At 41.8% G+C, this 23308-nt stretch carries 22 protein-coding genes; 16 read left to right on the plus strand and 6 right to left on the minus strand.

The annotated features are described in order from the left end of the window. The first annotated feature begins 5 nt into the window (after positions 1-5). The 5 genes from ACZYRN_RS14620 (at position 6) to ACZYRN_RS14640 (ending at position 5270) form a co-directional block, all read left to right on the plus strand. The gene (locus ACZYRN_RS14620; RefSeq protein WP_488912350.1) at positions 6-806 is read left to right on the plus strand and encodes an ATP-binding cassette domain-containing protein; all 801 of its coding nucleotides are present in this window, start codon (positions 6-8) and stop codon (positions 804-806) included. Between the two features lie 379 nt (positions 807-1185). Beyond that, positions 1186-1476 (plus strand): Asp-tRNA(Asn)/Glu-tRNA(Gln) amidotransferase subunit GatC, encoded by a 291-nt coding sequence (gene gatC, locus ACZYRN_RS14625; RefSeq protein ID WP_076764064.1) that lies wholly within the window; start codon positions 1186-1188, stop codon positions 1474-1476. A gap of 12 nt (positions 1477-1488) precedes the next feature. Further along, complete coding sequence (gene gatA / locus ACZYRN_RS14630) at positions 1489-2934, plus strand: Asp-tRNA(Asn)/Glu-tRNA(Gln) amidotransferase subunit GatA (RefSeq protein WP_488912351.1); 1446 nt, start codon at positions 1489-1491, stop codon at positions 2932-2934. A gap of 13 nt (positions 2935-2947) precedes the next feature. Beyond that, positions 2948-4375: an Asp-tRNA(Asn)/Glu-tRNA(Gln) amidotransferase subunit GatB gene (gatB, locus tag ACZYRN_RS14635; protein ID WP_488912352.1), complete on the plus strand. Its 1428-nt coding sequence runs from the start codon at positions 2948-2950 to the stop codon at positions 4373-4375. Between the two features lie 133 nt (positions 4376-4508). Further along, positions 4509-5270: an alpha/beta hydrolase gene (locus ACZYRN_RS14640; RefSeq protein ID WP_488912353.1), complete on the plus strand. Its 762-nt coding sequence runs from the start codon at positions 4509-4511 to the stop codon at positions 5268-5270. A gap of 30 nt (positions 5271-5300) precedes the next feature. On the opposite strand, the gene argD is transcribed toward ACZYRN_RS14640, so the two are convergent. Genes argD through argC form a run of 3 tightly spaced genes read right to left on the minus strand, consistent with a single transcriptional unit; the run spans position 5301 to position 8280 of the window. Continuing rightward, positions 5301-6461, minus strand: coding sequence for an acetylornithine transaminase (argD, locus tag ACZYRN_RS14645; protein WP_488912354.1), 1161 nt, complete (start codon positions 6459-6461; stop codon positions 5301-5303). Then, positions 6458-7225 (minus strand): acetylglutamate kinase, encoded by a 768-nt coding sequence (argB, locus tag ACZYRN_RS14650; RefSeq protein WP_488912355.1) that lies wholly within the window; start codon positions 7223-7225, stop codon positions 6458-6460. The genes argD and argB overlap by 4 nt, the downstream gene beginning before the upstream one ends. 17 nt (positions 7226-7242) lie before the next feature. Next, a complete protein-coding gene (argC, locus tag ACZYRN_RS14655) occupies positions 7243-8280 on the minus strand; it encodes an N-acetyl-gamma-glutamyl-phosphate reductase (protein ID WP_488912356.1) in 1038 nt (345 codons plus the stop codon). A 166-nt stretch (positions 8281-8446) separates the two neighbouring features. Here argC and ACZYRN_RS14660 point away from each other — a divergent pair, with 166 nt between their 5' ends. The 6 genes from ACZYRN_RS14660 to ACZYRN_RS14685 all read left to right on the plus strand — a co-directional run bounded on the left by ACZYRN_RS14660 (position 8447) and on the right by ACZYRN_RS14685 (position 15316). After that, the gene (locus ACZYRN_RS14660) at positions 8447-9010 is read left to right on the plus strand and encodes a thioredoxin family protein (protein WP_488912357.1); all 564 of its coding nucleotides are present in this window, start codon (positions 8447-8449) and stop codon (positions 9008-9010) included. Between the two features lie 31 nt (positions 9011-9041). Continuing rightward, positions 9042-9959 carry a diacylglycerol kinase gene (locus ACZYRN_RS14665; protein WP_488912358.1) on the plus strand — a complete coding sequence of 306 codons (918 nt, stop codon included), beginning with the start codon at positions 9042-9044 and terminating at the stop codon, positions 9957-9959. A 128-nt stretch (positions 9960-10087) separates the two neighbouring features. Then, positions 10088-10531 carry a MarR family winged helix-turn-helix transcriptional regulator gene (locus tag ACZYRN_RS14670; protein WP_488912359.1) on the plus strand — a complete coding sequence of 148 codons (444 nt, stop codon included), beginning with the start codon at positions 10088-10090 and terminating at the stop codon, positions 10529-10531. Beyond that, entirely contained in the window at positions 10524-11708 is a 1185-nt protein-coding gene (locus ACZYRN_RS14675; protein ID WP_488912360.1) for an MFS transporter, read from the plus strand. The genes ACZYRN_RS14670 and ACZYRN_RS14675 overlap by 8 nt, the downstream gene beginning before the upstream one ends. A 139-nt stretch (positions 11709-11847) precedes the next feature. After that, a complete protein-coding gene (locus tag ACZYRN_RS14680) occupies positions 11848-13578 on the plus strand; it encodes an ABC transporter ATP-binding protein (protein ID WP_488912361.1) in 1731 nt (576 codons plus the stop codon). Continuing rightward, positions 13559-15316: an ABC transporter ATP-binding protein gene (locus ACZYRN_RS14685; RefSeq protein ID WP_488912362.1), complete on the plus strand. Its 1758-nt coding sequence runs from the start codon at positions 13559-13561 to the stop codon at positions 15314-15316. The genes ACZYRN_RS14680 and ACZYRN_RS14685 overlap by 20 nt, the downstream gene beginning before the upstream one ends. 111 nt (positions 15317-15427) lie before the next feature. Here ACZYRN_RS14685 and ACZYRN_RS14690 read toward each other — a convergent pair whose 3' ends face one another. Then, a complete protein-coding gene (locus ACZYRN_RS14690) occupies positions 15428-15850 on the minus strand; it encodes a pyridoxamine 5'-phosphate oxidase family protein (protein ID WP_488912364.1) in 423 nt (140 codons plus the stop codon). A gap of 176 nt (positions 15851-16026) precedes the next feature. On the opposite strand from ACZYRN_RS14690, the gene ACZYRN_RS14695 reads away from it, so the two are divergent. From ACZYRN_RS14695 to rlmD, 3 genes are all read left to right on the plus strand, one after another. After that, entirely contained in the window at positions 16027-16308 is a 282-nt protein-coding gene (locus ACZYRN_RS14695) for a hypothetical protein (protein WP_488912366.1), read from the plus strand. After that, positions 16305-16661: a DUF2085 domain-containing protein gene (locus tag ACZYRN_RS14700; RefSeq protein ID WP_488912367.1), complete on the plus strand. Its 357-nt coding sequence runs from the start codon at positions 16305-16307 to the stop codon at positions 16659-16661. Before ACZYRN_RS14695 ends, ACZYRN_RS14700 begins: the two co-directional genes overlap by 4 nt. A 167-nt stretch (positions 16662-16828) precedes the next feature. Beyond that, on the plus strand, positions 16829-18202 hold the full coding sequence (gene rlmD / locus ACZYRN_RS14705; RefSeq protein ID WP_488912368.1) for a 23S rRNA (uracil(1939)-C(5))-methyltransferase RlmD: 1374 nt from the start codon (positions 16829-16831) through the stop codon (positions 18200-18202). A gap of 164 nt (positions 18203-18366) precedes the next feature. Here rlmD and ACZYRN_RS14710 read toward each other — a convergent pair whose 3' ends face one another. After that, positions 18367-18963 (minus strand): TetR/AcrR family transcriptional regulator, encoded by a 597-nt coding sequence (locus ACZYRN_RS14710; protein WP_488912369.1) that lies wholly within the window; start codon positions 18961-18963, stop codon positions 18367-18369. A 138-nt stretch (positions 18964-19101) separates the two neighbouring features. Here ACZYRN_RS14710 and ACZYRN_RS14715 point away from each other — a divergent pair, with 138 nt between their 5' ends. Together ACZYRN_RS14715 and ACZYRN_RS14720 are read left to right on the plus strand one after the other, a co-directional pair. Then, positions 19102-19872, plus strand: coding sequence for an SDR family NAD(P)-dependent oxidoreductase (locus ACZYRN_RS14715; protein ID WP_488912371.1), 771 nt, complete (start codon positions 19102-19104; stop codon positions 19870-19872). A 127-nt stretch (positions 19873-19999) separates the two neighbouring features. Beyond that, entirely contained in the window at positions 20000-20953 is a 954-nt protein-coding gene (locus ACZYRN_RS14720; protein WP_488912373.1) for a zinc-binding dehydrogenase, read from the plus strand. A gap of 575 nt (positions 20954-21528) precedes the next feature. Here the strand turns inward: ACZYRN_RS14720 and ACZYRN_RS14725 are convergent. Continuing rightward, complete coding sequence (locus ACZYRN_RS14725) at positions 21529-22914, minus strand: purine-cytosine permease family protein (protein WP_488912374.1); 1386 nt, start codon at positions 22912-22914, stop codon at positions 21529-21531. Positions 22915-23308: the final 394 nt, after the last annotated feature.

Consider the following 23308-nt stretch of genomic DNA (forward strand, 5'->3'; position numbering starts at 1 on the left):
AGAGTATGGCAAAGGATCATACAAATGAACATATATTGCACCTTGATAACATTGGTAAATCTTTTGATGGTAAAGAAGTGTTAAAGAAAATAGACTTACAAGTGAACAAAGGGGACTTCATTGCTGTTGTCGGAAAGAGTGGCTGCGGGAAGAGTACATTATTAAGAATCATTGCTGGATTAGAGGAGATAAGTTCTGGCAGTCTGTTGGTTGATGGAACAGAATTAAAAGGCAGAAATCAGATGGCAAAAATGATGTTCCAGGACGGAAGACTGCTTCCATGGAAAAAAGTTGCGGATAATGTCGGCTTAGGTTTGAAACCAGAAGAGAAGAAGCAAATACCGACTATTTTAAAGAAAGTGGGTCTAGCCGAACGTGCTAACGTTTGGCCAGCTGTCCTATCTGGAGGTCAGAAACAAAGAGTAGCCCTTGCTAGAGCGCTCATCCATGATCCCGAGCTGCTCCTATTAGATGAACCATTGGGCGCCCTTGATGCTTTAACGAGGATGGAGATGCATGAATTAATTGAGGATTTGTGGAAAGAAAAACAATTCACGGCCATATTAGTTACTCATGATGTTGAAGAAGCTGTTGCGTTAGCTAACAGAGTGATCTTAATTGAAGAGGGCGAAATTGTGATGGATCTGCCAGTTCATCTCCCATATCCACGCCAAAGAGATAACCCCCTATTTTCATCATTAGTTGGTCAAATATTAAGTAAGATTATGGGCAAAAAAAGAAAAGCAGAATCTAATTTAACCACAATAGCTAACACATCATCTTCTAAAAGTGTGCGCAGGGCGTAGCCTAACAGTGAGAGGAAGATAACGAAATTGGCTTTGGACACGGAACCGCCTTGAATTTCAAGGCGGTTTTTCTTTTTCACTGAACAATTATGAATGAAGGATGAAATCATGGTAAAATAAAGTGAAACTTCATTCAGGGAGGGTGTTCTTCCCTTACTGAATAAAGAGGAACTCAGGTAAAGAGCGCCGCGTCCTGCGGCAATACATGAGTGACCAGGCTCAGCCTGGCCCGAACGAATCGGGCTTTTACGGGCAGTTAATCCCCCAATGAATCCTTTTTTCTTTTCGAAGTCTTAAAGGGGGATCTTACTGCCCGTTAATGCGGGGCAAAGTTTGTGCAAACAAAAGAATGCCGATACTTTTATGGAGGTGGATTACATTGACGCGAATTTCTGAAGAGCAAGTACGACACGTGGCGCATCTGGCACGATTGGCGGTAACAGACGAAGAAGTGCATAAATTTACGGAACAACTCGATGCGATTATTACATTCGCCGAGCAGCTAAATGAACTTGATACATCAAACGTTAAACCAACGTCACACGTTTTAGATATGAAAAATGTGCTTCGAGAAGACAAATCAGCACCTGGGCTTGATCGCGAAGAAGTGTTGAAAAATGCACCAGATCAGCAGGACGGACAAATCCGTGTACCGTCTATTATCGAATAAGGAGGAGAGAGTGTGTCATTATTTGATCATAAACTGAATGAGATTCAGTCGATGTTACATAAAAAAGAAATCACCATCCCGGACCTCGTTGACGAATCGTTTAAACGAATTGCAGCAGTGGATGGAGATGTAAAAGCATTTTTAACGCTTGATGAAGAAAATGCCCGCAATCAAGCAAAAAAATTGCAGGAATCGGGCAAAACAGGGATCTTAAATGGTGTGCCGATTGGCGTAAAAGATAACATTGTTACAAAAGGAATCCGTACAACAGCAGCGAGCCGGATTCTTTATAATTTTGATCCGATTTATGATGCGACCGTTGTGAATAAACTGCGTGAAGCCGGCACCATCACAGTTGGTAAATTAAATATGGATGAATTTGCGATGGGGTCCTCGACGGAAAACTCAAGCTTCCAGAAAACACGCAATCCATGGGATCTAGACCGGGTGCCCGGTGGTTCATCTGGTGGTTCTGCTGCATCTGTTGCAGCGGGTGAAGTACCGTTCTCACTCGGTTCCGATACAGGCGGCTCGATTCGCCAGCCCGCTTCATTTTGCGGTGTTGTCGGCATGAAGCCAACGTATGGCCGTGTATCCCGCTTCGGCTTAATTGCCTTTGCGTCATCGCTTGATCAGATTGGCCCGATTACACGTAACGTAGAAGATAATGCGCATTTGCTTGAAGCGATCGTTGGCGTCGATCCGCATGATACGACTTCAGCAAACGTGCCAGGTGAATCCTTTGCGAAAAACTTAACTGGAGATGTGAAAGGACTGCGTATTGCGGTGCCGAAAGAGTATCTCGGTGAAGGGGTTTCAGAAGAAGTGAAGCAGTCTGTATTAGCTGCTTTGAAAGTGTTAGAGGGACAAGGTGCCACATGGGAAGAAGTGTCACTTCCACATTCCAAGTACGGCGTTGCTACATACTATTTACTCGCGTCTTCTGAAGCATCGTCTAACCTTGCTCGTTTTGACGGAATCCGTTACGGCTACCGTGCTGAAAATGCAGAGAACTTAATTGAATTATATAAAAAAACACGTGCAGAAGGCTTTGGCGACGAGGTAAAGCGCCGGATTATGCTTGGAACATTTGCATTAAGTTCTGGTTATTATGATGCATATTATAAAAAAGCACAGCAAGTACGTACGCTTATTAAAAAAGATTTTGAAGATGTCTTTGAAAACTATGATGTCATCATTGGACCGACAACGCCGACCCCGGCCTTTAAAATCGGTGAAATCATTGATGATCCACTCACGATGTATGCGAATGATATTTTGACGATTCCGGTTAACTTGGCAGGTGTGCCAGGCATTTCAATTCCATGTGGATTCTCTAACGGAATGCCGCTCGGTCTGCAAATTATCGGCCGTCATTTTGATGAAAAAACGGTTTACCGCGTCGCGCATGTGTATGAGCAGGCGACTGATTTCCATAACGAAAAACCAGAGTTGTAAAGGAGGGTATAAGGTGGAATTTGAAACAGTCATCGGACTTGAAGTCCACGTTGAATTAAAAACGAATTCAAAAATCTTTTCATCGGCACCAGCCCATTTCGGTGCCGAACCGAATACAAATACAACCGTTATTGATCTCGGCTATCCAGGCGTTTTGCCGGTTATGAACGAAACGGCTGTTGAATATGCAATGAAAGCTGCAATGGCCATCAACTGTGAAATTGCTGAAGAATCCATCTGGGACCGAAAAAACTATTTTTATCCAGACAATCCGAAAGCGTATCAAGTCTCGCAAAATGATAAGCCCATCGGTGAACATGGATGGGTTGAAATTGAAGTGAACGGCGAAACGAAACGAATTGGCATTACACGTCTTCATTTAGAAGAAGATGCTGGTAAACTGACGCATGCGGGCAAGCACTCTTTATGCGACTATAACCGTCAAGGTACGCCGCTTGTTGAGATCGTCTCTGAACCGGATATTCGTTCACCGGAAGAAGCATATGCGTTTTTAGAAAAATTAAAAGCGATTATTCAATACACAGAAGTATCGGACTGTAAAATGGAAGAAGGGTCACTTCGCTGTGACGCAAACATTTCCATTCGACCATTCGGACAAAAAGAATTCGGCACAAGAACAGAATTGAAAAACTTGAATTCTTTTAACTTTGTACGTAAAGGGCTTGAATATGAAGAAAAACGTCAAGCCGAAGTCATATCATCAGGCGGAAAAGTCGATCAGGAAACACGCCGCTTTGATGAGTCGACAGGCAAAACGCTGCTTATGCGTGTGAAAGAAGGATCGGACGATTACCGTTACTTCCCAGAACCAGATCTTCTTCCCGTGTATATTAATGACGAGTGGAAAGAACGTGTTCGCGCATCAATTCCTGAACTTCCAGATGCACGTAAAAAGCGTTATATGGAGGAATTAGGACTTCCGGCACATGATGCAAAAGTTCTCACGATGTCAAAAGAAATTGCAGATTTCTTTGAAGCGACAGTCGCAGTAGGTGCCAGTGCAAAACAGGCATCCAACTGGCTAATGGGTGAAGTACCTGCTTATTTGAACGCGGAAGGCAAAGAGCTTGCCGAAACAAAATTAACGCCGGATAATTTAGCAGGTATGATTTTACTTCTTGAAAAAGGAACGATTTCATCTAAAATTGCCAAGACCGTTTTCAAAGAGCTGATTGAAAACGGCGGCGACGCTGATGTGATTGTGAAAGAAAAAGGATTGGTTCAAATTTCAGATGAGTCCGCCCTTTTGAAGTTCGTTAACGATGCGCTCGATGCGAACCCGCAGTCGATTGCAGACTTTAAAGACGGCAAGAAAAAAGCAATCGGCTTTCTTGTCGGCCAAATTATGAAAGCATCAAAAGGACAGGCAAATCCGCAAGCAATCAATAAATTGCTTGCCGAAGAAATTGCCAAGCGATAATGTAGAGACGGCCGCCGGTTAGATGCCGGCGGTTTTATTTTTATTTCAATCCCAACTTGACTTATCGGAAAAGATGTATTAAATTATATATAACCAATAAAGATAATCGGAATTAAAAAAGGAGGAAATGATGATGAGAGAAGAGTATGCAGTCATGCCGGGAGCAGAGTCATTTTATCTTGAAGGAAACGACATCGGCATTGTGCTTTCACATGGATTTATAGGCACACCACAAAGTGTTCGGGACGTCGCAGAAGCACTGAATGAACAGGGATTCTCTGTTATTGCGCCGCGTTTAAAAGGACACGGGACACATCAAAAAGACATGGAACGCTGCACCCACGAAGATTGGTATGAAAGCTACTCTCGCGCGTATCGTTTTCTTAAAAAACGCAATAAACGTATTTTCTTAATGGGGCAGTCGATGGGTGGTACGCTGACGCTTAAATTTGCAGCCGAGCACCATGATATTGAAGGCATCATTACGATCAATGCCGCACTTACACTTCCATCACTTGAGTATTTACAGCATGATCCCACACCGCGTTTTATTGAAGAAGGTGCACCGGATATTAAAAAAGAAAATGTGCATGAGATTACGTATAAGGAAGCACCGGTTCAATCCATTCGCGAGCTGCAAAAGCTCATGGGGCTTGTCCCGGCACTTTTACATCGTATTCATGTGCCAGCACTATGTATCAAATCAGCTAAGGACAATGTGGTACCGCCTGAAAATACATCGTTTATTTATCAGTCCATTTCATCATGCAGGAAACGAATTGTGACGCTGCCGAATTCATATCACGTTGCAACGATGGACCACGACCAGCATACAATCGTCAGCGCTGTCACTGATTTCGTTCTCGATCAAATCCGTTCAAAAGCAGTCGGATAAATAAAAAAGCTGTCCGGAAGACTCCTTAAATTAGGAGTCTTGCTGGACAGCTTTTTCTTGTAATACAGCCGCAATTGCATCGACTGCTTTTTCAATTTCTTCATTTGTGACGTTGAGCGGTGGAAGAAGACGTAATACGTGTGTTCCCGCTGTTAGAATGAGCAGTCCTTGTTCACGTGCTTTTGTGACAAACGGGCCAGCTTCTTCAGTCAACTCGATGCCAACCATAAGGCCTTTTCCTTTTAACTGTTTAACGAAATCAACGCCGGAAAGAGCTTCTGTTAATAATACATTCAACTTATCGCCTTTTGCGGTTACATCAGCTAAAAATGAATCATTGAAAATCGTGTTTAATGTTTCTTTTGCAGCGGCAAGGGCAACGGGGTTTCCTCCGAATGTTGAGCCATGTGAGCCGGCTGAAAATGCTTCAGCGAGTGCCGTTTTTCCTACGATGGCACCTAGCGGGAAACCGTTCGCAATCCCTTTGGCAACAGAAATAATATCTGGATCAAGACCAATATGCTGGAATGCAAATGCTTTACCGGTCCGGCCGATACCGGTTTGAATTTCATCAATGATCACAAGAGAACCATTTGCATGAGCCAGTTTTTCAACTTCCAGTAAAAAGTCTGTATCACCTGAATTGATGCCGCCTTCGCCTTGGATGACTTCAAACATAACGGCTGCTGTATTTTCATCAAGCGCTGTCTTCAACGCCTCAATGTCGTTCATTTTCACATATTCAAAAGATTCAAGCATCGGACCAAAGCCTGTCTTAATTTTATCTTGTCCGGTTGCTGCCATCGTTGCAAATGTCCGTCCATGAAATGAATCGATAAACGTAATAATTTTTGTCCGGCCTGTTGATTTGCGGGCGAGTTTGATCGCAGCTTCATTTGCTTCCGCGCCGCTGTTGCCGAAAAAGACAAGATCAAGGCCAGATGCATCCGTTAATTGCTTGGCAACATCTTCTTGTAATTCACTTTGAAATAAATTGGATGTATGCCAAAATTTTTCAAGCTGTTTTTCCACTGCTTTTTTTACATTGTCGGGCGTATGTCCAAGATTGCACACACTAATGCCGGACGTGAAATCAAGGTATTCTTTGCCGTCTTTTGCAGTAAGGTAAGCACCTTTCGCTTTTACAGGCGTTACATCCCAGCGTGCATATGTAGGGAATAAATGGCTCAAATTGTCTCCTCCTCATTATTAAACTCTGTGCCATACCAATGGCCATCTTCGTAAAATGGTTTTTTACCTGACACAATGTGTACATGTTTACAGTTTTCAAGTGCTCTTAGGGCGGTTTGGACTTTCGGAATCATGCCGCCGCTTATCACGCCAGACTCAATGAGTTTCTTTGTTTCAGCATCTGTTAAAACCGGTATAAGCTGGCCATCGTTTAATACACCGTCTACATCTGTTACCATGAGCAAGTGATCTGCGGCAAGTGCGCGGGCTGCAGCACCGGCTGCGTGATCAGCGTTAACATTCAACACGGTGCCATCCGGACCTTTTGCGATCGGTGTTAAAACAGGAAGAAGTCCTGCGTTTAAAATTGTTTCTAAAACGGTTTTGTTGACGGATGTTACGTCACCGACAAAACCGAGATCTTCCTTGTTGATGAAATCGGCATTAAGAATACCTTGGTCACTTGATTGTAAGCCGATTGCTGCAATGCCATGTGCTTCTAGTAAGCGGACGAGCTTCCGGTTCATGCTGCCAGATAAGACGAGTTCCGCCGCTTCAAGTACCTCTTGTGAAGTGACACGAAGACCATTTTTAAATTCACTTTTCACATTCATTTTTTCTAGGATGGCATTGATTTCCGGACCGCCGCCATGAACAAATACGATTTTGTAACTGTCTGCCAGCAGTGAGGTCATACTTGAAAAAAAGCTATCTGATAGCTCTTTCAGCACACTGCCGCCACACTTTACAACGACTGTTTTCATTACAAATCATCCTTTCATTACGGATACATTGGGAAGCCTTTAAGCCCTGATGTTTCATCAAAATTAAACATCAAATTTGCATTTTGAATAGCCTGACCAGCTGCACCTTTAACAAGGTTATCGATGACTGAGACGATGACTAAACGATTTGTGCGTGTATCGACATCAACAGAAATGTCACAGAAGTTCGAACCGGCGACTTCTTTAATACCGGGAAACTGCTTTGAAGGGCGAACGCGGACGAATGGATCATTTTTGTATGTTTCAATGTATAGTGCATGCACGTCTTCGGTGGTCATACCGTTTGTGAGAGGCGCGTACATCGTCGCCATAATTCCTCGAGATACAGGAAGCAGGTGAGTTGAGAATGTTATTGGTGATGTGTCTTTATTCCACCACGTTAATTGCTGCTCGATCTCCGGAATGTGCTGGTGCTCGTTCACTTTATAAATGCGAAAGTTGTCGTTCATTTCTGCGAAGTGAACAAGCGGTGACAACCCGCGTCCAGCACCGGATACACCTGATTTTGCATCAATAACAATGTTCTTCATATCAATCAAATTATTTTTCACGACGGGTGCGAGTCCTAACAGTGCAGCTGTTGGAAAGCAGCCGGGATTTGAGAGTACTTTCGCTTCTTTCACGTTTTCACGGTTCCATTCTGTCAATCCGTATACTGCATCTGCAATAAACGCTTTGTCAGCAGGCTCTTTTTTATACCATAATTTATAATCATCTGTTTCTTTCAGGCGAAGATCACCGGATAAATCGACGACTTTTGCATGACCGCCAGCAAGTTGAGGTGCAAGTCCGGCAGCAACACCTGATGGCACCGCTAAAAAGACAACATCCGACGTTTCTTTAATGGCGTGTGGGTCAATCTTTGTCAGCGGGAGCGGGCAAATTTCTGCTAAGTGTGGATAATCTTCTGTTACGGGAACATTTTCTTTGCTCGATGAATAAATTGCGTGTAATTCAAAATTAGGATGATTGGATAAAAGACGTATAAGTTCAATGCCACCATAGCCGGAAGCGCCGATAACTGATGCTTTCATGTGAAAACTCCTTTGAATTTTTATTTATAATTATTCATAAATATTAATATCTATTCTTCTATTATAAAATTGCTGCCTCTTTAAATCAACCGATTTTGTCAAATGAGCGGTTTTTGTGCATAATGGAGTCAGAGAATGGCTAGCAAATCAGCAACGGAGGGAAAAAATGGATTTAAATAATTGGTTTGAGAAAGGGTTAACGCCCGAACAATATATAGAACAAATGTCGGAGAATAAGGAAAATTTGCTTCATGTATTGAAAAAGTTTCATTTGTCCGGCGATGAAGCCTCGCTCATGAATAAACTGAGAGAAGCAAATTGGCGTACTATTGTCATTACCGAAGACTGGTGTGGCGATGCCATGATGAATGTGCCGATTTTGCTGACACTCGCAAAATCTGCTGATATGGATATTCGCCTGCTTCATCGTGATGAGAATTTGGAATTAATCGATCAATATTTAACGAACGGTACGTCTCGTTCTATTCCTATCTTTATTTTCATCAATGAAGAAGGTGAAGAGCAGACGGTATGGGGGCCGCGTGCGCCAGCTGTGCAGGAAATGGTAACAAATTATCGGTCGTCTTTGCCGCCGCGCGAACACGCCGATTTTGATGAAAAAAGCCGTGAAATGATAAACAAGCTGACAGAAGCGTACCGGACAGATGAGACGCTTTGGCAGGAAGTGTACAGCAGTTTGAAAACGACGATTACGGAACGATTATATTAATTATATTAATGGAAGAAAGATTGGGATAAAGATGACGAAAAAAGCAAGAATTATTTACAATCCAACTTCCGGCCGCGAGTTGTTCCGCAAGCATTTGCCGGAAACACTTGAAAAATTAGAGCGTGCTGGTTATGAAACATCTGCTCATGCAACAACAAGTGAAGGCGATGCGACAAAAGCGGCGCGTCTGGCAGTTGAACGGGGTTTTGACATAGTTATTGCGGCTGGTGGTGACGGTACATTAAATGAAGTTGTGAACGGCCTGGCCGGCAACGACTATCGCCCAAAGTTTGGCGTTCTTCCGATGGGAACAACCAATGACTTCGCACGTGCCTTGCATATTCCACGTGATATTCAAGGTGCTGTGGATGTGATTACGGCAGGTGAAACCATTCCTGTTGATGTCGGCCGCATGAATGAGCGTTTCTTTATTAACATTGCTGGCGGCGGCCGCTTAACAGAGCTGACATATGAAGTGCCGAGCAAGTTAAAAACCATGCTTGGGCAGCTAGCGTATTATTTGAAAGGAATTGAAATGCTTCCGTCTATTAAACCGACCGATGTGACGATCGAATATGACGGACAAGTGTTTGAAGGCGAATCTCTTCTTTTTTTAATCGGTTTAACAAACTCAGTCGGTGGCTTTGAAAAGTTGGCACCAGATTCGTCGGTTAATGACGGTCTGTTCACGCTGCTCATATTGAAAAAAACGAATTTGGCTGAATTTATTCGTATCGTCACTCTTGCGCTGCGAGGGGATCATTTAAACGATCCACATGTTATTTATACGAAAGCAAAGCATATTAAGGTTCATTCACGAGATAAGATGCTTGTGAATTTAGATGGCGAGCTTGGCGGGGAAATTCCAGCAGAGTTTGAAAATTTGTACCGCCATATTGATGTGTTCGCACCGATAGAAAAACTACGGCCACAGGACCGTATTTATTAATCATTAACTGTTTTGGAAATCAGGCTCTCTGGTTTTTGAAACAGTTTTTTCTTTTTTTGAAAACTTTTGTTTCCTGAAATATGTGGTATACTAAATTTAGTTACCTAGGTAATTAAATGGAGGGAATTATGAATACACATCAATTATTTCATACGATTCATCAGTTATCGCGTGAATTGGTAAAACAAACGAATAATACCTTACAGCCGTTCGGCCTTTATACAGCTCAGTGGTCTGTTTTGTTTGTATTAAAGGAAAAAGGAAAAATGACTCAAAAGGAGTTGTGCGATTATTTGGCCGTCGAGGCTCCGCCAATGACCAGAACAATCCAGCGTTTAATAAAACAAGGATATGTGAAGCAAGTGACGGGTGAAGACCGCCGAGTCAAAATTATTGAGATGACGGAACAATCAAAAGCAGCATATTCGGAGTGGGAAACGGCTGTACTTGAAATGAATGATCGTCTGCTTATGGGAGTATCCGATGAACAAAGAGAGTGTATGCAACAATTATTATCATCTTATTTAATGAATGTGAAAGAGAATTCGCAGAAGGGGATGCTACATGAATAAACCAAAATTATGGACAAAAGATTTTATAAGTGTCTCCGCAGGGAACTTTTTCTTATTTATGACATTTTACTTTTTACTTGTAACGCTTCCTATATACATTTTGCAAGAACAAGGCGGAACAGAAGCACAGGCGGGCCTTGTCACAACCGCTTTTTTAATAGCCGCAATTTTGATTCGTCCTTTTGCGGGTCAGTGGATTGGCATGTTCGGGCGAAAAAAAGTATTCATCACCTCATTGATTCTTTATCTGATTACGATGATTCTGTATTTAGTTGGAACAAATTTTAATGTGCTGCTTGTCCTGCGTTTTTTTCAAGGAATTAGTTTTGGGATGGCGACAACAGCAGCAGGTGCAATTGTTGCCAATATTATACCTAATTCACGGCGGGGAGAAGGAATGGGCTATTTTGTCTTATCAAACAATCTAGCGATGGCGATTGGGCCGTTTGCCGGTTTGACGCTGTTTAATGGCTGGGGCATGACCGCCGCTTATATTGCCTGCATCGCTGTTTCTGTTATCGCATTCATTATCGCACTAAGTATGGCAGCGGATGATTCAGGTTCTGCCCGTTTAGGTTCTATATTTCGCGTAAAATTACATCCGCAGCATTTGTTTGAAAAGTCGGCGCTGCCGATTGCCGTGACAGGCGCTTTTTTCTCAGTGGGATATGCGTCCATTTTATCATTTGTACCGGTATATGCAGAGGAAGAACTGAATCTCGGTGGAATTGCTAGTTATTTCTTTATCGTGTACGCAGTGCTGCTTGTGCTTTCTCGTCCATTCACAGGACGCTGGTTTGACCAGTACGGTGAGAATGTTATCGTTATCCCGTCAATTGTTTTATTTGCAGCTGGCCTCATTGTACTCAGTCTCGCGGATGGGGCTGTTCTTTATTTCGTGGCAGCTGGTATGATTGGCATTGGCTGGGGAACTTTGTTTCCGAGTTTTCAAACGATTGCGATTGCCAGGGCAAAGCCTGAAAGAAAAGCAACGGCAACTGCCACTTTTCTCTCTTTTTATGATTTCGGCATTGGAATAGGGGCAGTTATAATCGGCGCCGCTGTAGCTGGACTGGGGTTTAAAGTGATGTATGCATCGCTCGCTGCGTATGTACTTATTGGCATACTTGTTTATATGGCAGCGGCGAAAACGAAGAAGGAAAACATCACAGCCTGAATTAAATAAACAGTAAAAAGTCTCAAAAATCGGTCTGTACTGGTTTTTGAGATTTTTTATCTTAGAAGAGGCTAAAAATTTAAAAAAGGGCAGTGGTTTGCTACACTTATGAAAAATAAAGTTGGAAGAAGGCATACGTATGAGTCACGTTTTATCATTATTAAAACCGTATCGACTGTCCATGGCAGCAGCGTGGGGGCTCATGCTTTTAGAGCTAGCCGTCGAGTTAGTGATGCCGATTTTAATGGCGAAAATGATTGATAACGGGATCATTGCCGGCAATCTTAATATTGTTATCCGGTGGGGGATAATCATGATTGCGCTGTCCCTATTTTCGTTTGCAGCAGGTATAACGAACTCATTTATTGCTGCTCGCATCGGTCAAAACTACGGGTTTGATATCCGGAAAAAGCTTTTTGAAAAAGTACAATCTTTTTCATTTGCTCAATATGGTCATTTTGACACGTCCACGCTCATTACTCGAATGACCAATGATGTAACACAACTGCAAAATGCAGTCTTTATGAGCTTACGCATTATGCTGCGTGCACCGCTCATGATTGTTTTTGGTACAGCGATGGCGTTATACGTTCATTTCGGCTTGTCCCTTGTGTTGATCATTGCCGTACCGGTGATGCTTGTATTCATGCTCTTGATGATGAGACGAGGTACCAGCATGTTCGGTAACGTTCAAAAAAGATTAGATAAAGTGAACAATGTCATGCATGAAAACTTAACTGGTATTCGCTTGATTAAAGCATTCGTTCGGAGTGATCATGAAAAGTCGCGCTTTCAGAAATCAAGTAAGGCACTCATGGATGAAACAATTCGCGTCATTCGTACGTTTGAAAGCATTGTGCCCATTTTGCTGCTCGTCATGAACGGTGCTCTCCTTCTCATTTTATGGTTCGGCTTTGTTGAAATGCAGAAGGGGACAGTGACGACGGGTGAAATTGTAGCCATTATTAACTATGCGGCCCGAATTATCATATCACTGTCGATTTTCACATTTATTACGATTGCGTTTGCACGAGGAAAAGCATCAGCAGGCCGGATTGAGGAAGTGCTGAACATTGAACAGGAAAAGCTGAATCCAGTGACGGAGTTATATCCAAAAGATGGTGATCTTGCACTAGAGAATGTATGTTTTACCTATCCAGGCGGCACTGCCCCTATTTTAAAAGATTTATCAATGACGGTAAAGCGAGGAGCAATGGCGGCTATTTTAGGTGAAACAGGATCAGGAAAAACGGCGTTATTGTCCCTTATCCCCCGTTTGTATGAACCAGATTCAGGGATCGTCTCAATCGGCGGCCTTGATGTCAGCCAAATGAAAGTGGATTCGCTTCGCCGGGAAATTGGTTTTGTTCCACAGGAGTCGCATCTGTTTACCGGTTCAATTTTTGATAATATTCGTTGGGGTAAGACAGATGCAACAGTAGAAGAAATTATTGAGGCAGCGCGTAAAGCGCAAATCCATGACACTGTAGCCGCATTGCCAGAAGGCTACCATACAATGATCGGTCAAAAAGGTGTTACGTTATCTGGTGGGCAAAAGCAGCGTATATCTATTGCCCGTGCGCTTATTCGAAAGCCCGATATTTTATTGTTAGACGATAGTACAAGTGCTCTTGATGTGAAAACAGAAGCAGCGTTAATTGATGCGATAACGGAAGAAAAATGTACCATTATACTGGTCACACAAAAAATATCAACGGCAGAGCAGGCGGACTGTATCTTTATGATTGAAGATGGAAAAGTGGTGATGTCGGGCACGCACAAAGAGCTGTCTCGGCAAAATGGATTGTATAAACGCCTTATGGAGTCGCAAGGCAGAAAGGAAAACGTACATGAACAGACACGGTGCTAACCCGCAACCGAAGCCGAAAATTCAAAATATGTCCGGCACATTGAAACGGATCACGGGTTATTTATTAAAGAGAAAAGGAAAACTCGTCTTAACGATTGTTACAGTAGCGCTTAGTTCTGTTTTAGCACTAGCCGGTCCCTTTTTAATCGGTGTGGCCATTGATAATTATATTGCAATGGGGGATGAACGTGGTCTTTTATGGCTTCTTGGGGGACTGGCGCTCGTCTATGCGAGCTATTCTGGGGTGTTATTTTTACAAAACTATTGGATGGCTGACATTGCACAAAAAACAGTTTACGAACTGCGTGATGACTTATTCCGGCATTTTCATAAGTTGCCACTTGCCTTTTTTGACAAACGCCGTCACGGTGAATTAATGAGCCGTGTAACGAATGACATTGAAAATATAAGCAGCACGCTTAACAGTTCGATCATTCAAATTGCATCGGGCATTTTGACGCTTGCCGGTTCTATTGCTGTGATGCTGTATTTAAGCCCAATTTTAACTGTTGTCACATTGCTGATTATTCCACTTATGTTTAGCGGAATGAGGTGGATAACAAAACGGACAGGTCCGAAATTTAAAGAACAGCAGCGCTATCTAGGTGATTTAAACGGCTTTATTGAAGAAGCGATTTCAAGCCGCCATATCGTGAAAATGTATTCACGTGAAGATGAAATGATCGCGGATTTTATGATGAAGAATGAGCAGCTAAAAGAAGTAGGCTACTTGGCACAGGCATACTCTGGATTTATTCCGAAATTGATGAACGTTTTGAACAATGCGAGTTTCGCTTTCATTGCACTTGCTGGGGGAATTTTGGCGCTGAACGGTCAAGCATCAGTCGGGACGATTGTGATTTTTACGGAATATGCCCGCCAGTTTACACGGCCGCTTAATGATCTTGCAAACCAATATAACACGATGTTATCGGCTGTTGCAGGAGCGGAGCGTGTGTTCAATATTATCGATGAGGAAGAAGCGATCGATGGAAAGACAGGTACCCGTCATAATATGTTAGGTGAAGTCAGAATCAAAGATGTCTCATTTTCATATGAAAAAGGAAAAGAGACGCTTATCCATGTTACATTCAGTGCATCAAAGGGAGAAACGATTGCGCTTATTGGGCCGACTGGATCGGGCAAAACAACGATTATGAACTTGCTGGCAAGGTTTTATGAACCAGATAGCGGTGTGATTTTATTTGATGGTGTCGATAGTCGAAACATTTCCGGTGCAAGTTTACGAGGACAGATGGGATTTGTTTTGCAGGACACGGTATTGTTTGAAGAAACGGTTATGGAAAATATTCGCTATGGCCGTCTTAATGCGACAGATGAAGAAGTAATCGAAGCGGCACGACTTGCCAATGCTCATTCATTTATTATGAAAATGGCAGATGGCTACGCATCAAAACTGAGTCAAGAAGGATCAGGTATTAGTCAGGGGCAGAAACAGCTGATCGCGATTGCCCGGGCGATTTTAGCCGATCCGGTTATTTTAATTTTGGACGAAGCGACAAGCAGTATCGACACGATTACCGAACTGCATATTCAAGAAGCACTCGGAAGGTTAATGGAGGGGCGCACAAGCTTTGTTATTGCACACCGGTTAAATACTATCCGCCGTGCTGATCAAGTCATTCGATTGCGTGCCGGCCAAATTGAGGCAATGGGTACTTATGAAGATGTGGTGAAACATCATGGGGAAGCCAAGTGTGATCAGAAACCTAGCTGAGCGATCAGAAAGCTGCAAAGGTGGTCGGAAACCTTGCTGGGTGACCCAAAAAGCAAAATCAAAGGTTGCAAAAAAGGCACTGCTATAAAATAGCAGTGCCTTTTCGCTTTATTAAAGATCCAGCGTTTGGGGCTGCTGGTCTTTTTTGTTCATTAATCGAATTTGTTCCGGCTTAATTTGCAAAATAAGCAATTTTGGGTCTTCCGGGCCATCGAACCACCCTTCCAGATGTTCATTCCACACTTTTTCCTTCAAGCTTTCATCGTCAGATTCGATAACTGTCCCTTCGACTTCCACATATGTGTCACCTATACCTTCACCCTCGTAACCAAGTAAAATGTGCGTATACGGATTTTGTTCAATATCTTCCGTTTTGTGCATATCTTTGCTTGTTGCGGTATAAAGCGTTAGATCGACATTAAAAAAGGTCATGTAGCGCGATCTTGGCTTATTGTCATGAATGGTCGCCATTGTTCCAATACGACTATCCTGTAAAATAGTCAAAATCTGTTCTTTTAGTTCCTTTTGCTTCATTATGTTCATCTCCTATTTGTTTCATGTCTCTTATTACTATTCCTTTACCAGCTTTTTTTAAACATTATTTATTAGGAGGGAAGATATTGAAAAGAAGCTGACTTAAAAGTCTCTATTTTCTTCATTTTACCGTAATGAATTATGATAAGATTACGCTGAAAGGCGGTGCTACGAGATTGATTTTTATCAGTTTTTTTGTTGCGCTCACTTGTATTATTGGAGGCGTGATTGGATTGACGTCAAACCCAGTTGGAAACGAACAACTCATTTTGATCGGCTGGTTTAGTTTTGGTCTCATTTTATTTATCTACACGATTTATTGGTACAGGAAACGGCGCAAAAAAGGGAAAGATGATGATTATTCCTATTGCGACTGTCCAACGCCGACTATAAATAAAAAAACATTTGACTGCGACAAAGATGGAGATTGTGACTGTGGTCCGGACTGTCCGTCATGAAGGAGTTTTTTACGCTGCAATTTATGCCATGCCACCGCCGCCCAGAACGATCTCTCATTGTGTGCGGGAGGCAGTTTCCAGTCTGTTATAGATGTATGTTTTTATTAATCGGCTTATTTTTAGCTATTCCGATGGCCTTTTTTTCACCCATTCTGTCTTTTGTCCCGTCATTTTTAATGGCGATTGCATTGAACATTCCGATGCTGCTGGATGGATTCACACAAAAAAGGCAGTATCGCACAAGCAATAATTTGCTCCGTGTCATTACTGGCCTTTCAGCGGGATTGGGGCTGGCGCAATTTGCTGTAAGTGCAGCGAATGCAGGTGCGGAAATAATTTTAAATGGGTTTTAAATAAGGACGAAATGAATGCGCACAATAAGGATGAAAAATTGGAGTTGCTGTTGAAAGAAGCGGAGCACCGTTGTAAGATGAAGGGTATCGTTTTTTCAAGTAAACGATCCTCTGTCCGGTCTTAATGGGAATAGGCAGATAGGCTTAATAAATGAGGGGGAGTAATTGTGGCAAAGATTCAAGCCCCGGTAAAAATAAAAGACGTGCTGAACGTCACGTTTACCGATTTAACGCATGAAGGAAAAGCAGTAGCGAAAGTAGAAGGCTACCCGCTGTTTGTCGAAGGTGCACTGCCGGACGAAACGGGTGAAATTGAAGTGACAAAATTAAATAAAGGGTACGGATTTGCGAAATTGATCCGCCTCGATAAAACAGTGCCTGAACGTGTGGTGCCACCATGTTCTGTATATGATGAATGCGGCGGCTGCCAACTTCAGCATATGACATATGAAGGGCAGCTTAAGATGAAATATAATCAGGTGAGAAATGTGATGGACCGCATTGCAAAACTGCCAAATGTGCCGGTTCATCCAGTGCTTGGCATGGAAGAGCCGTGGCGTTACCGGAACAAAGCACAGGTGCCGGTCGGCATGAACGGCGGCCGCATTGTCGCCGGTTTTTACAAAAAACGCAGCCACGAGATTATCGATATGACCGAATGTCTCATTCAGCATGAACAAAGTGATAGCATCATTCAAAAAGTGAAAGATGTTTGCGCGGCAAACGGTGTCATGCCGTACGATGAACAGCGGCATAAAGGGGTGCTTCGGCATGTGATGGCGCGGATCGGCTATACGACAGGAGAAATGATGGCGGTGCTCGTCACGCGCACAGCTGAACTGCCAAATAAAGAGGCGATCATTAAGGGCATCCGCGACGCGATTCCAGGCATTACATCGATTGTACAAAATGTTAATCCGGATAAAACGAATGTTATTTTTGGAAATCAAACGCGCACACTGTGGGGCGAAGATGTCATTTATGATCTGATCGGCGATGTGAAATTTGCCATTTCTGCCCGTTCGTTTTATCAGGTGAATCCGCTGCAGACGGAAATGCTCTACAGAAAAGCACTTGAATTTGCGGAGTTGACAGGTGATGAAATTGTCATCGACGCCTATTGCGGTATTGGCACGATATCATTGTTTCTCGCCAAACAGGCAAAAGAAGTGTATGGTGTTGAAATTGTGCCGCAAGCGATTGAAGATGCGAAGAAAAACGCAGCGTTAAATGGTATTACAAATGCGCAGTTTAAAGCAGGGAAAGCAGAAGAAGTTATTCCGACCTGGCATAAACAAGGTATCCGGCCAGACGTGATTGTCGTTGATCCACCGCGTAAAGGCTGCGACGATGCGTTGTTACAGACAATTCTGGAAATGAAACCGAAACGTGTCGTCTACGTTTCCTGTAACCCGGGAACACTCGCACGGGATTTACGGGTACTCGAAGACGGAGGGTATAAAACAAGAGAAGTACAGCCGGTCGATATGTTTCCACAGACAGTGCATTGCGAAGCGGTTGCGTGGTTGGAGTTATCATAATTATATTAAAAGAACGAGTTCCAATTTTGGTGGAATTCGTTCTTTTTTATTTGTTAAGGTGAGTGTATCTCACAACTAATTTTAAAAGATGGCATAAGAAATGGTATATATAATTGGCAAACGTCATTTTCTTTATTTAGCAAAATACATATTTCTAAAGTTTGTTAAGTGTCGATTTCTTTTATTACAAATCCTTTTGCAAAGGTGTTTAAAATACGTATGAGACGTTCTGTCATTTCGCCGGGTGTCACATCAAAATCTTGTGCAATCCAGTCCAAAATCAACCCCGCCGTACCGAAGGCCATATAGCGCTTTTGGGAGTGATCATCAACATAAGACACTCCGTATTGAATATCAAATTTATCTTTAAGTAAATTAAAAATCGCTTCAGGCAGTTGCTGGTGAATGCGAGGTAACGTATCTTCTAAAAGTAGCAATCTGAAGTAATCACGGTGATCGTAAATGTAATACAACAATTCGAAGGAGTTTGTTGTCAACTCCTGCACTTTCACCTGACTATCACTTTGATACTTAGACATGCTGTAATACTGAATGGCTTCAAACATTTCATCCATTAACTCTTCAACAAGATCATATATGTTTTGATAGTACACATAAAAGGTTGTTCGATTATATTGTGCATAATCTACAATGTCCTTCACCGTAACAGCACTAAATCCCTTTTTATGTACCATTTCAATAAATGCATTTTTTAAGAAATTCTTTGTACGAAAAGCTTGATTGGAACTGGATTTCATCATATTCCTCTCCTACTATTAGACAGATTGACTAAAAGTGTTGGTTTCTTCAACATTATAGCAAATGTTAAGGATTGTATACAGAAAGTGAAACCCAGTAAACTATAAATGTAAATAGAATCTTTAGGGGGGGTACAAAAAATGAGATTTGAAAATAAAGTTGTTGTTATTACAGGTGCTGCAGGAGGTATCGGTAAAGAGATTGCTCGTAAGCTTGCAGGTGAAGGGGCAAAGTTAACCCTTGTGGATTTAAATGAAGCTGCTGTGAAAGCGGTTGCAGAGGAACTTAACTTAGGTGAAGATCGCGTCCTGACATTAAAGGCAGATGTTTCAAAAGAAGCAGAAGTAAAGAATTATGTTGAGCAAACTGTGACAAAATTCGGTCGCATTGATGGATTTGCGAATAATGCAGGGGTTGAAGGTCCAGCAAAAATTTTAGAAGAAATTACAGAACAAGATTTCGATTTTGTATATAACATTAACGTAAAAGGTGCTTTCTACGGTTTAAAATATGTAATGCCAATTATGAAACAGCAAAAAGCAGGTTCGATTGTTAACACTGCTTCCGTAGCAGGATTAATTGGTTCGCCAAATATGATGCTGTACAATTCGTCGAAACATGCATTAATGGGTATGAATAAAGTAGCGGCGTTAGAAGCTGCTCCATATAATGTACGTGTGAACACAGTAAACCCAGGAGTTATTAATACACAAATGATGCGTAATATTGAATCAAAAGTTGCACCAGGCGCAGCAGAAGCAGCACAAGCAGCTTATAACGATGCAGTGCCAATGAAACGCTATGGTGAACCTGAAGAAGTAGCGAACGTGATCGCGTTCTTACTTTCTGATGAAGCTTCTTATGTTAGCTCATCTTCATTCACTGTTGATGGTGCATTATACAACGTTTAATTCATTGAATAATGAGTGCATGAAGCTGGCTCAAAAGCTAGATTGCACTGAAATATTAAGAGCTTATTTTTTGAATTATTAATTAATCCAATATAATAAAATAGTAAAACAATTTGGAGGCGATAGTATGAGAGGTTGGCAATTTACAGGTACAAATATTCCACTAGAATTGATTGAAAAAGAAGATCCAAAAGCGATTCCAGGTCAAGTTGTTATTGAAGTGAAAGCTGCTGGTCTATGCCATTCAGATGTTGCAGCATTACAAGATCCAGGCTGGATGCCACTTTTCCCTAATGGTCCGGTTATTATGGGGCATGAGTTTGCAGGGGTTGTTATTGAAGTGGGTGAAGGTGTTGAAGATATTAAAGTAGGAGACCGCGTTGGCGTTAACCCAATGGATAGAGCAACAAAAGTAACTGCTGGGTACAACTATGATGGAGGGTATGCAGAAAAAGTGCGTGTTCCTGCACATCAATGCGTAATCATTCCTGAAGGCGTTTCATTTGTAGAAGGGGCAGCTTCAACAGATGCTGGAATCACAGCTTATCGTGCACTTTTCAGTATTGGACAAGCAAAAGAAGGTACAAAATTAGGAATTATCGGTATTGGTGGACTTGGTCAATTTGCTCTACAAATGGCACAAATTAAAGGTTGCGAAGTGTACGCTACAGATGTCTCTCCAGAGGCTCGAAAACTTGCTGAAGAACTAGGTGCTAATAAAGTTTACGACACGATTCTTGATATGAAAGAAGCGGAATGTGACGTCATTGTTGACTTTGCTGGTTTCGGACAAACAACTACCGATGCACTAGAAGCTATAAGACCACAAGGAACAGTTGTAATTGTTGGTATGGGTAAACTAGAATCTAATATTAATACTTATTTAATGATCACAAAAGAAATTAAGCTTTTAGGAAGTAATGGCGGGTCAGTAGAAGACTTAAAAGGTGTATATGATTGCTTCGCTACTGGGAAAATGAATCCAAATCTTATCACAATCCCATTTGAAGAAGTTGATAAAGGTATAGAAAAACTAAAAAATCACGAAGTAAAAGGCCGCTTAGTAGCTGTATTTGAATAAATGTAAGTTTTCTTTGTAATAAAGGCAGAGGTTGAGACTAAACCCGCCAGCACTCATGTGTTGCCACATACACTCCGCACATGTGGAGGCAGTAGCTGTTCTAACATTGTAATGGTAAAATCTATGGATTAAAAGGTGTATATAATCGCAACTATGAGCCTTAGGAATTTTTTGAGGGTGAAAAGAATAGTCTTATTTGGATTGTAGGAATTAATCAGGGATTCAATGAGGAGCAATGAAATTTTAATTCGTTATATCCAAAAATTGATCGAAAAGGAAGCACGAAACAATGGAATAAGGATCTGAATTTTCCAGTAGGAGCAACTTTAGCTAATCTATTAAGTGCGGCAATTGCTTATTTAAGACAAGACAGGGGGGAGGTATCCTCCTGTCTTTTTTAACTAAGCAAGAAGAGTAGAGGAAAAGCAATACACCTATATTAATTTATAAAAACCTGCTTCATTATCATTTTTCCCTGTCATAAAACACGAATCATGGTTACAGTACCTTGAAAAGATTTAAAATTTATCATTGTCATACCTTAATAAAAAGAAGTCCATATCAAATAAAAATTCTTATACAATATAATCTTCCTTAGGGATATCATTGGGCTCGTTTTGGGTGTAATATTTCCCTTTTGTAAAAAACGCCAAAAGTACTGTGAGTACAGCTGCCAGAATCGCGGCAAAGAAGGCGGCCGTACTTTGTAGAAACGTTCCCATATACCCTAATGCAGCAATGGTTCCTAATCCGCTTGATACGAGCAAAGACACGACTCCAACGGGATTCCATTTATACAAATACTCCTGTCGGGCTTCATAATAACCGGGTCCGATCTTTAATAATTTTTTCACAAATATGGCGTCACTGACTAATATGGCCGCCCAGGCTAAGAGAAAGACTCCCTGGAATGTCATGACTGTATCCAAATGATCCACGATGCCGCCCAGCATTAAAGCGATCGCAGATATCCCTGTTACAACAACCCAAAGCCGTCTGCTCGGTGTAAAATTAAAGACATTTTCAAAGAAGCTGGCCAGTGATAAGGAGCCGCTATATATATTTGTCACGTTAATTCTCAGCTGAGTTAACATGGTGAATAATACGCCGCCGATCCCAAGAAGCAGGACGATGTAAACACCTGGATTTGGCTCGCCTAGACGAACACCAAACCATATACCGAGGCCGCCCATGATACCAAAACAGAAAATCTGTGGAATAAATCCAATCGCCACTGATCCGACCTTAATATCTTTCGGTTTAAGGAAGCGGGCGTAGTCCGAAGCTAGAAGGGCTGTCAGGCCCATAATCCCGTGATGTATGCCGATGCAAAGCAGCAAGGCCTTTCCTCCGACTTGAACGCCATCCGGCAGATAGGTCCAAAAATGCCCTTCGTATAATGAAGGTGTATAGATTGATACAATAATGGCAGCTACTAGAAAAATAACGAAAATGGGTAAAGACCACTTTTGCAGCTTATCCAGTTGTTTTATACCAAACCAATTCAAAGGGATAACAATGGTTCCGAAGAAAACAATTAGCACCCATTCTGGTATGACGGGGAAGAAGGTATGAACAGCAGAAACTAAAATTAAGCCTTCAAATGCACAATACATAATGAAGTTTGTTGCATAAATGAACGAGGTTAACGATGCGCCTATATAACCGAATCCGCCGCCTCTAGATAATAAGTTGACGTTCATACCGGATTTTGCCGAAAGATACGCAATGAATGTTCCTAGTATACCGGCAACGATGATCGCGTAAATGGAGGATATGATGGCATTAATGGCTCCGAATTGAAGCGCCATAACACTTCCCATTTGAAAGTAGAAAATGGCTGTTGCTATGCCAAAGGTAATGTTGGTTATACTTAACCAACCCATATTCCTTTTTTCTCGTGGCACCCTATCTAATGAATAATCATCCTCCACTGCTTCTGCCGCTTTGTGATCTTCCATATTATCAACTCCGCTTTATGTATAATTTGGTAAGCTGTCTTCTGCCTTTTGATCACAGATACGTATCCTGCTTCTATTCCTTTCTTGCCTAAACCTTAGAAATAATGGCATATACTCCGAGAGTGATGAAATGTTGACGATATCTTCAGATACATTAAAATCGAAAACAGTATGAAAAATGATTATTTCATGTATCAGGATGGAATTTCATATCCTCCCTACGTACATAATAATTATAATCTCTCCTATATTGTTTGAAAAAAATCCTTTTCCTTAAAAAATTAATTACGGATTTTTTATTATTAGACATTTTAAAAAGATGGTTACTGGCACCTTAACTCATGACGTATATTTCTACCTTCAATTCTTATACTAAAGAAAAGAAGGAGGGATA

It is taken from the genome of Domibacillus sp. F004 (assembly GCF_057814295.1).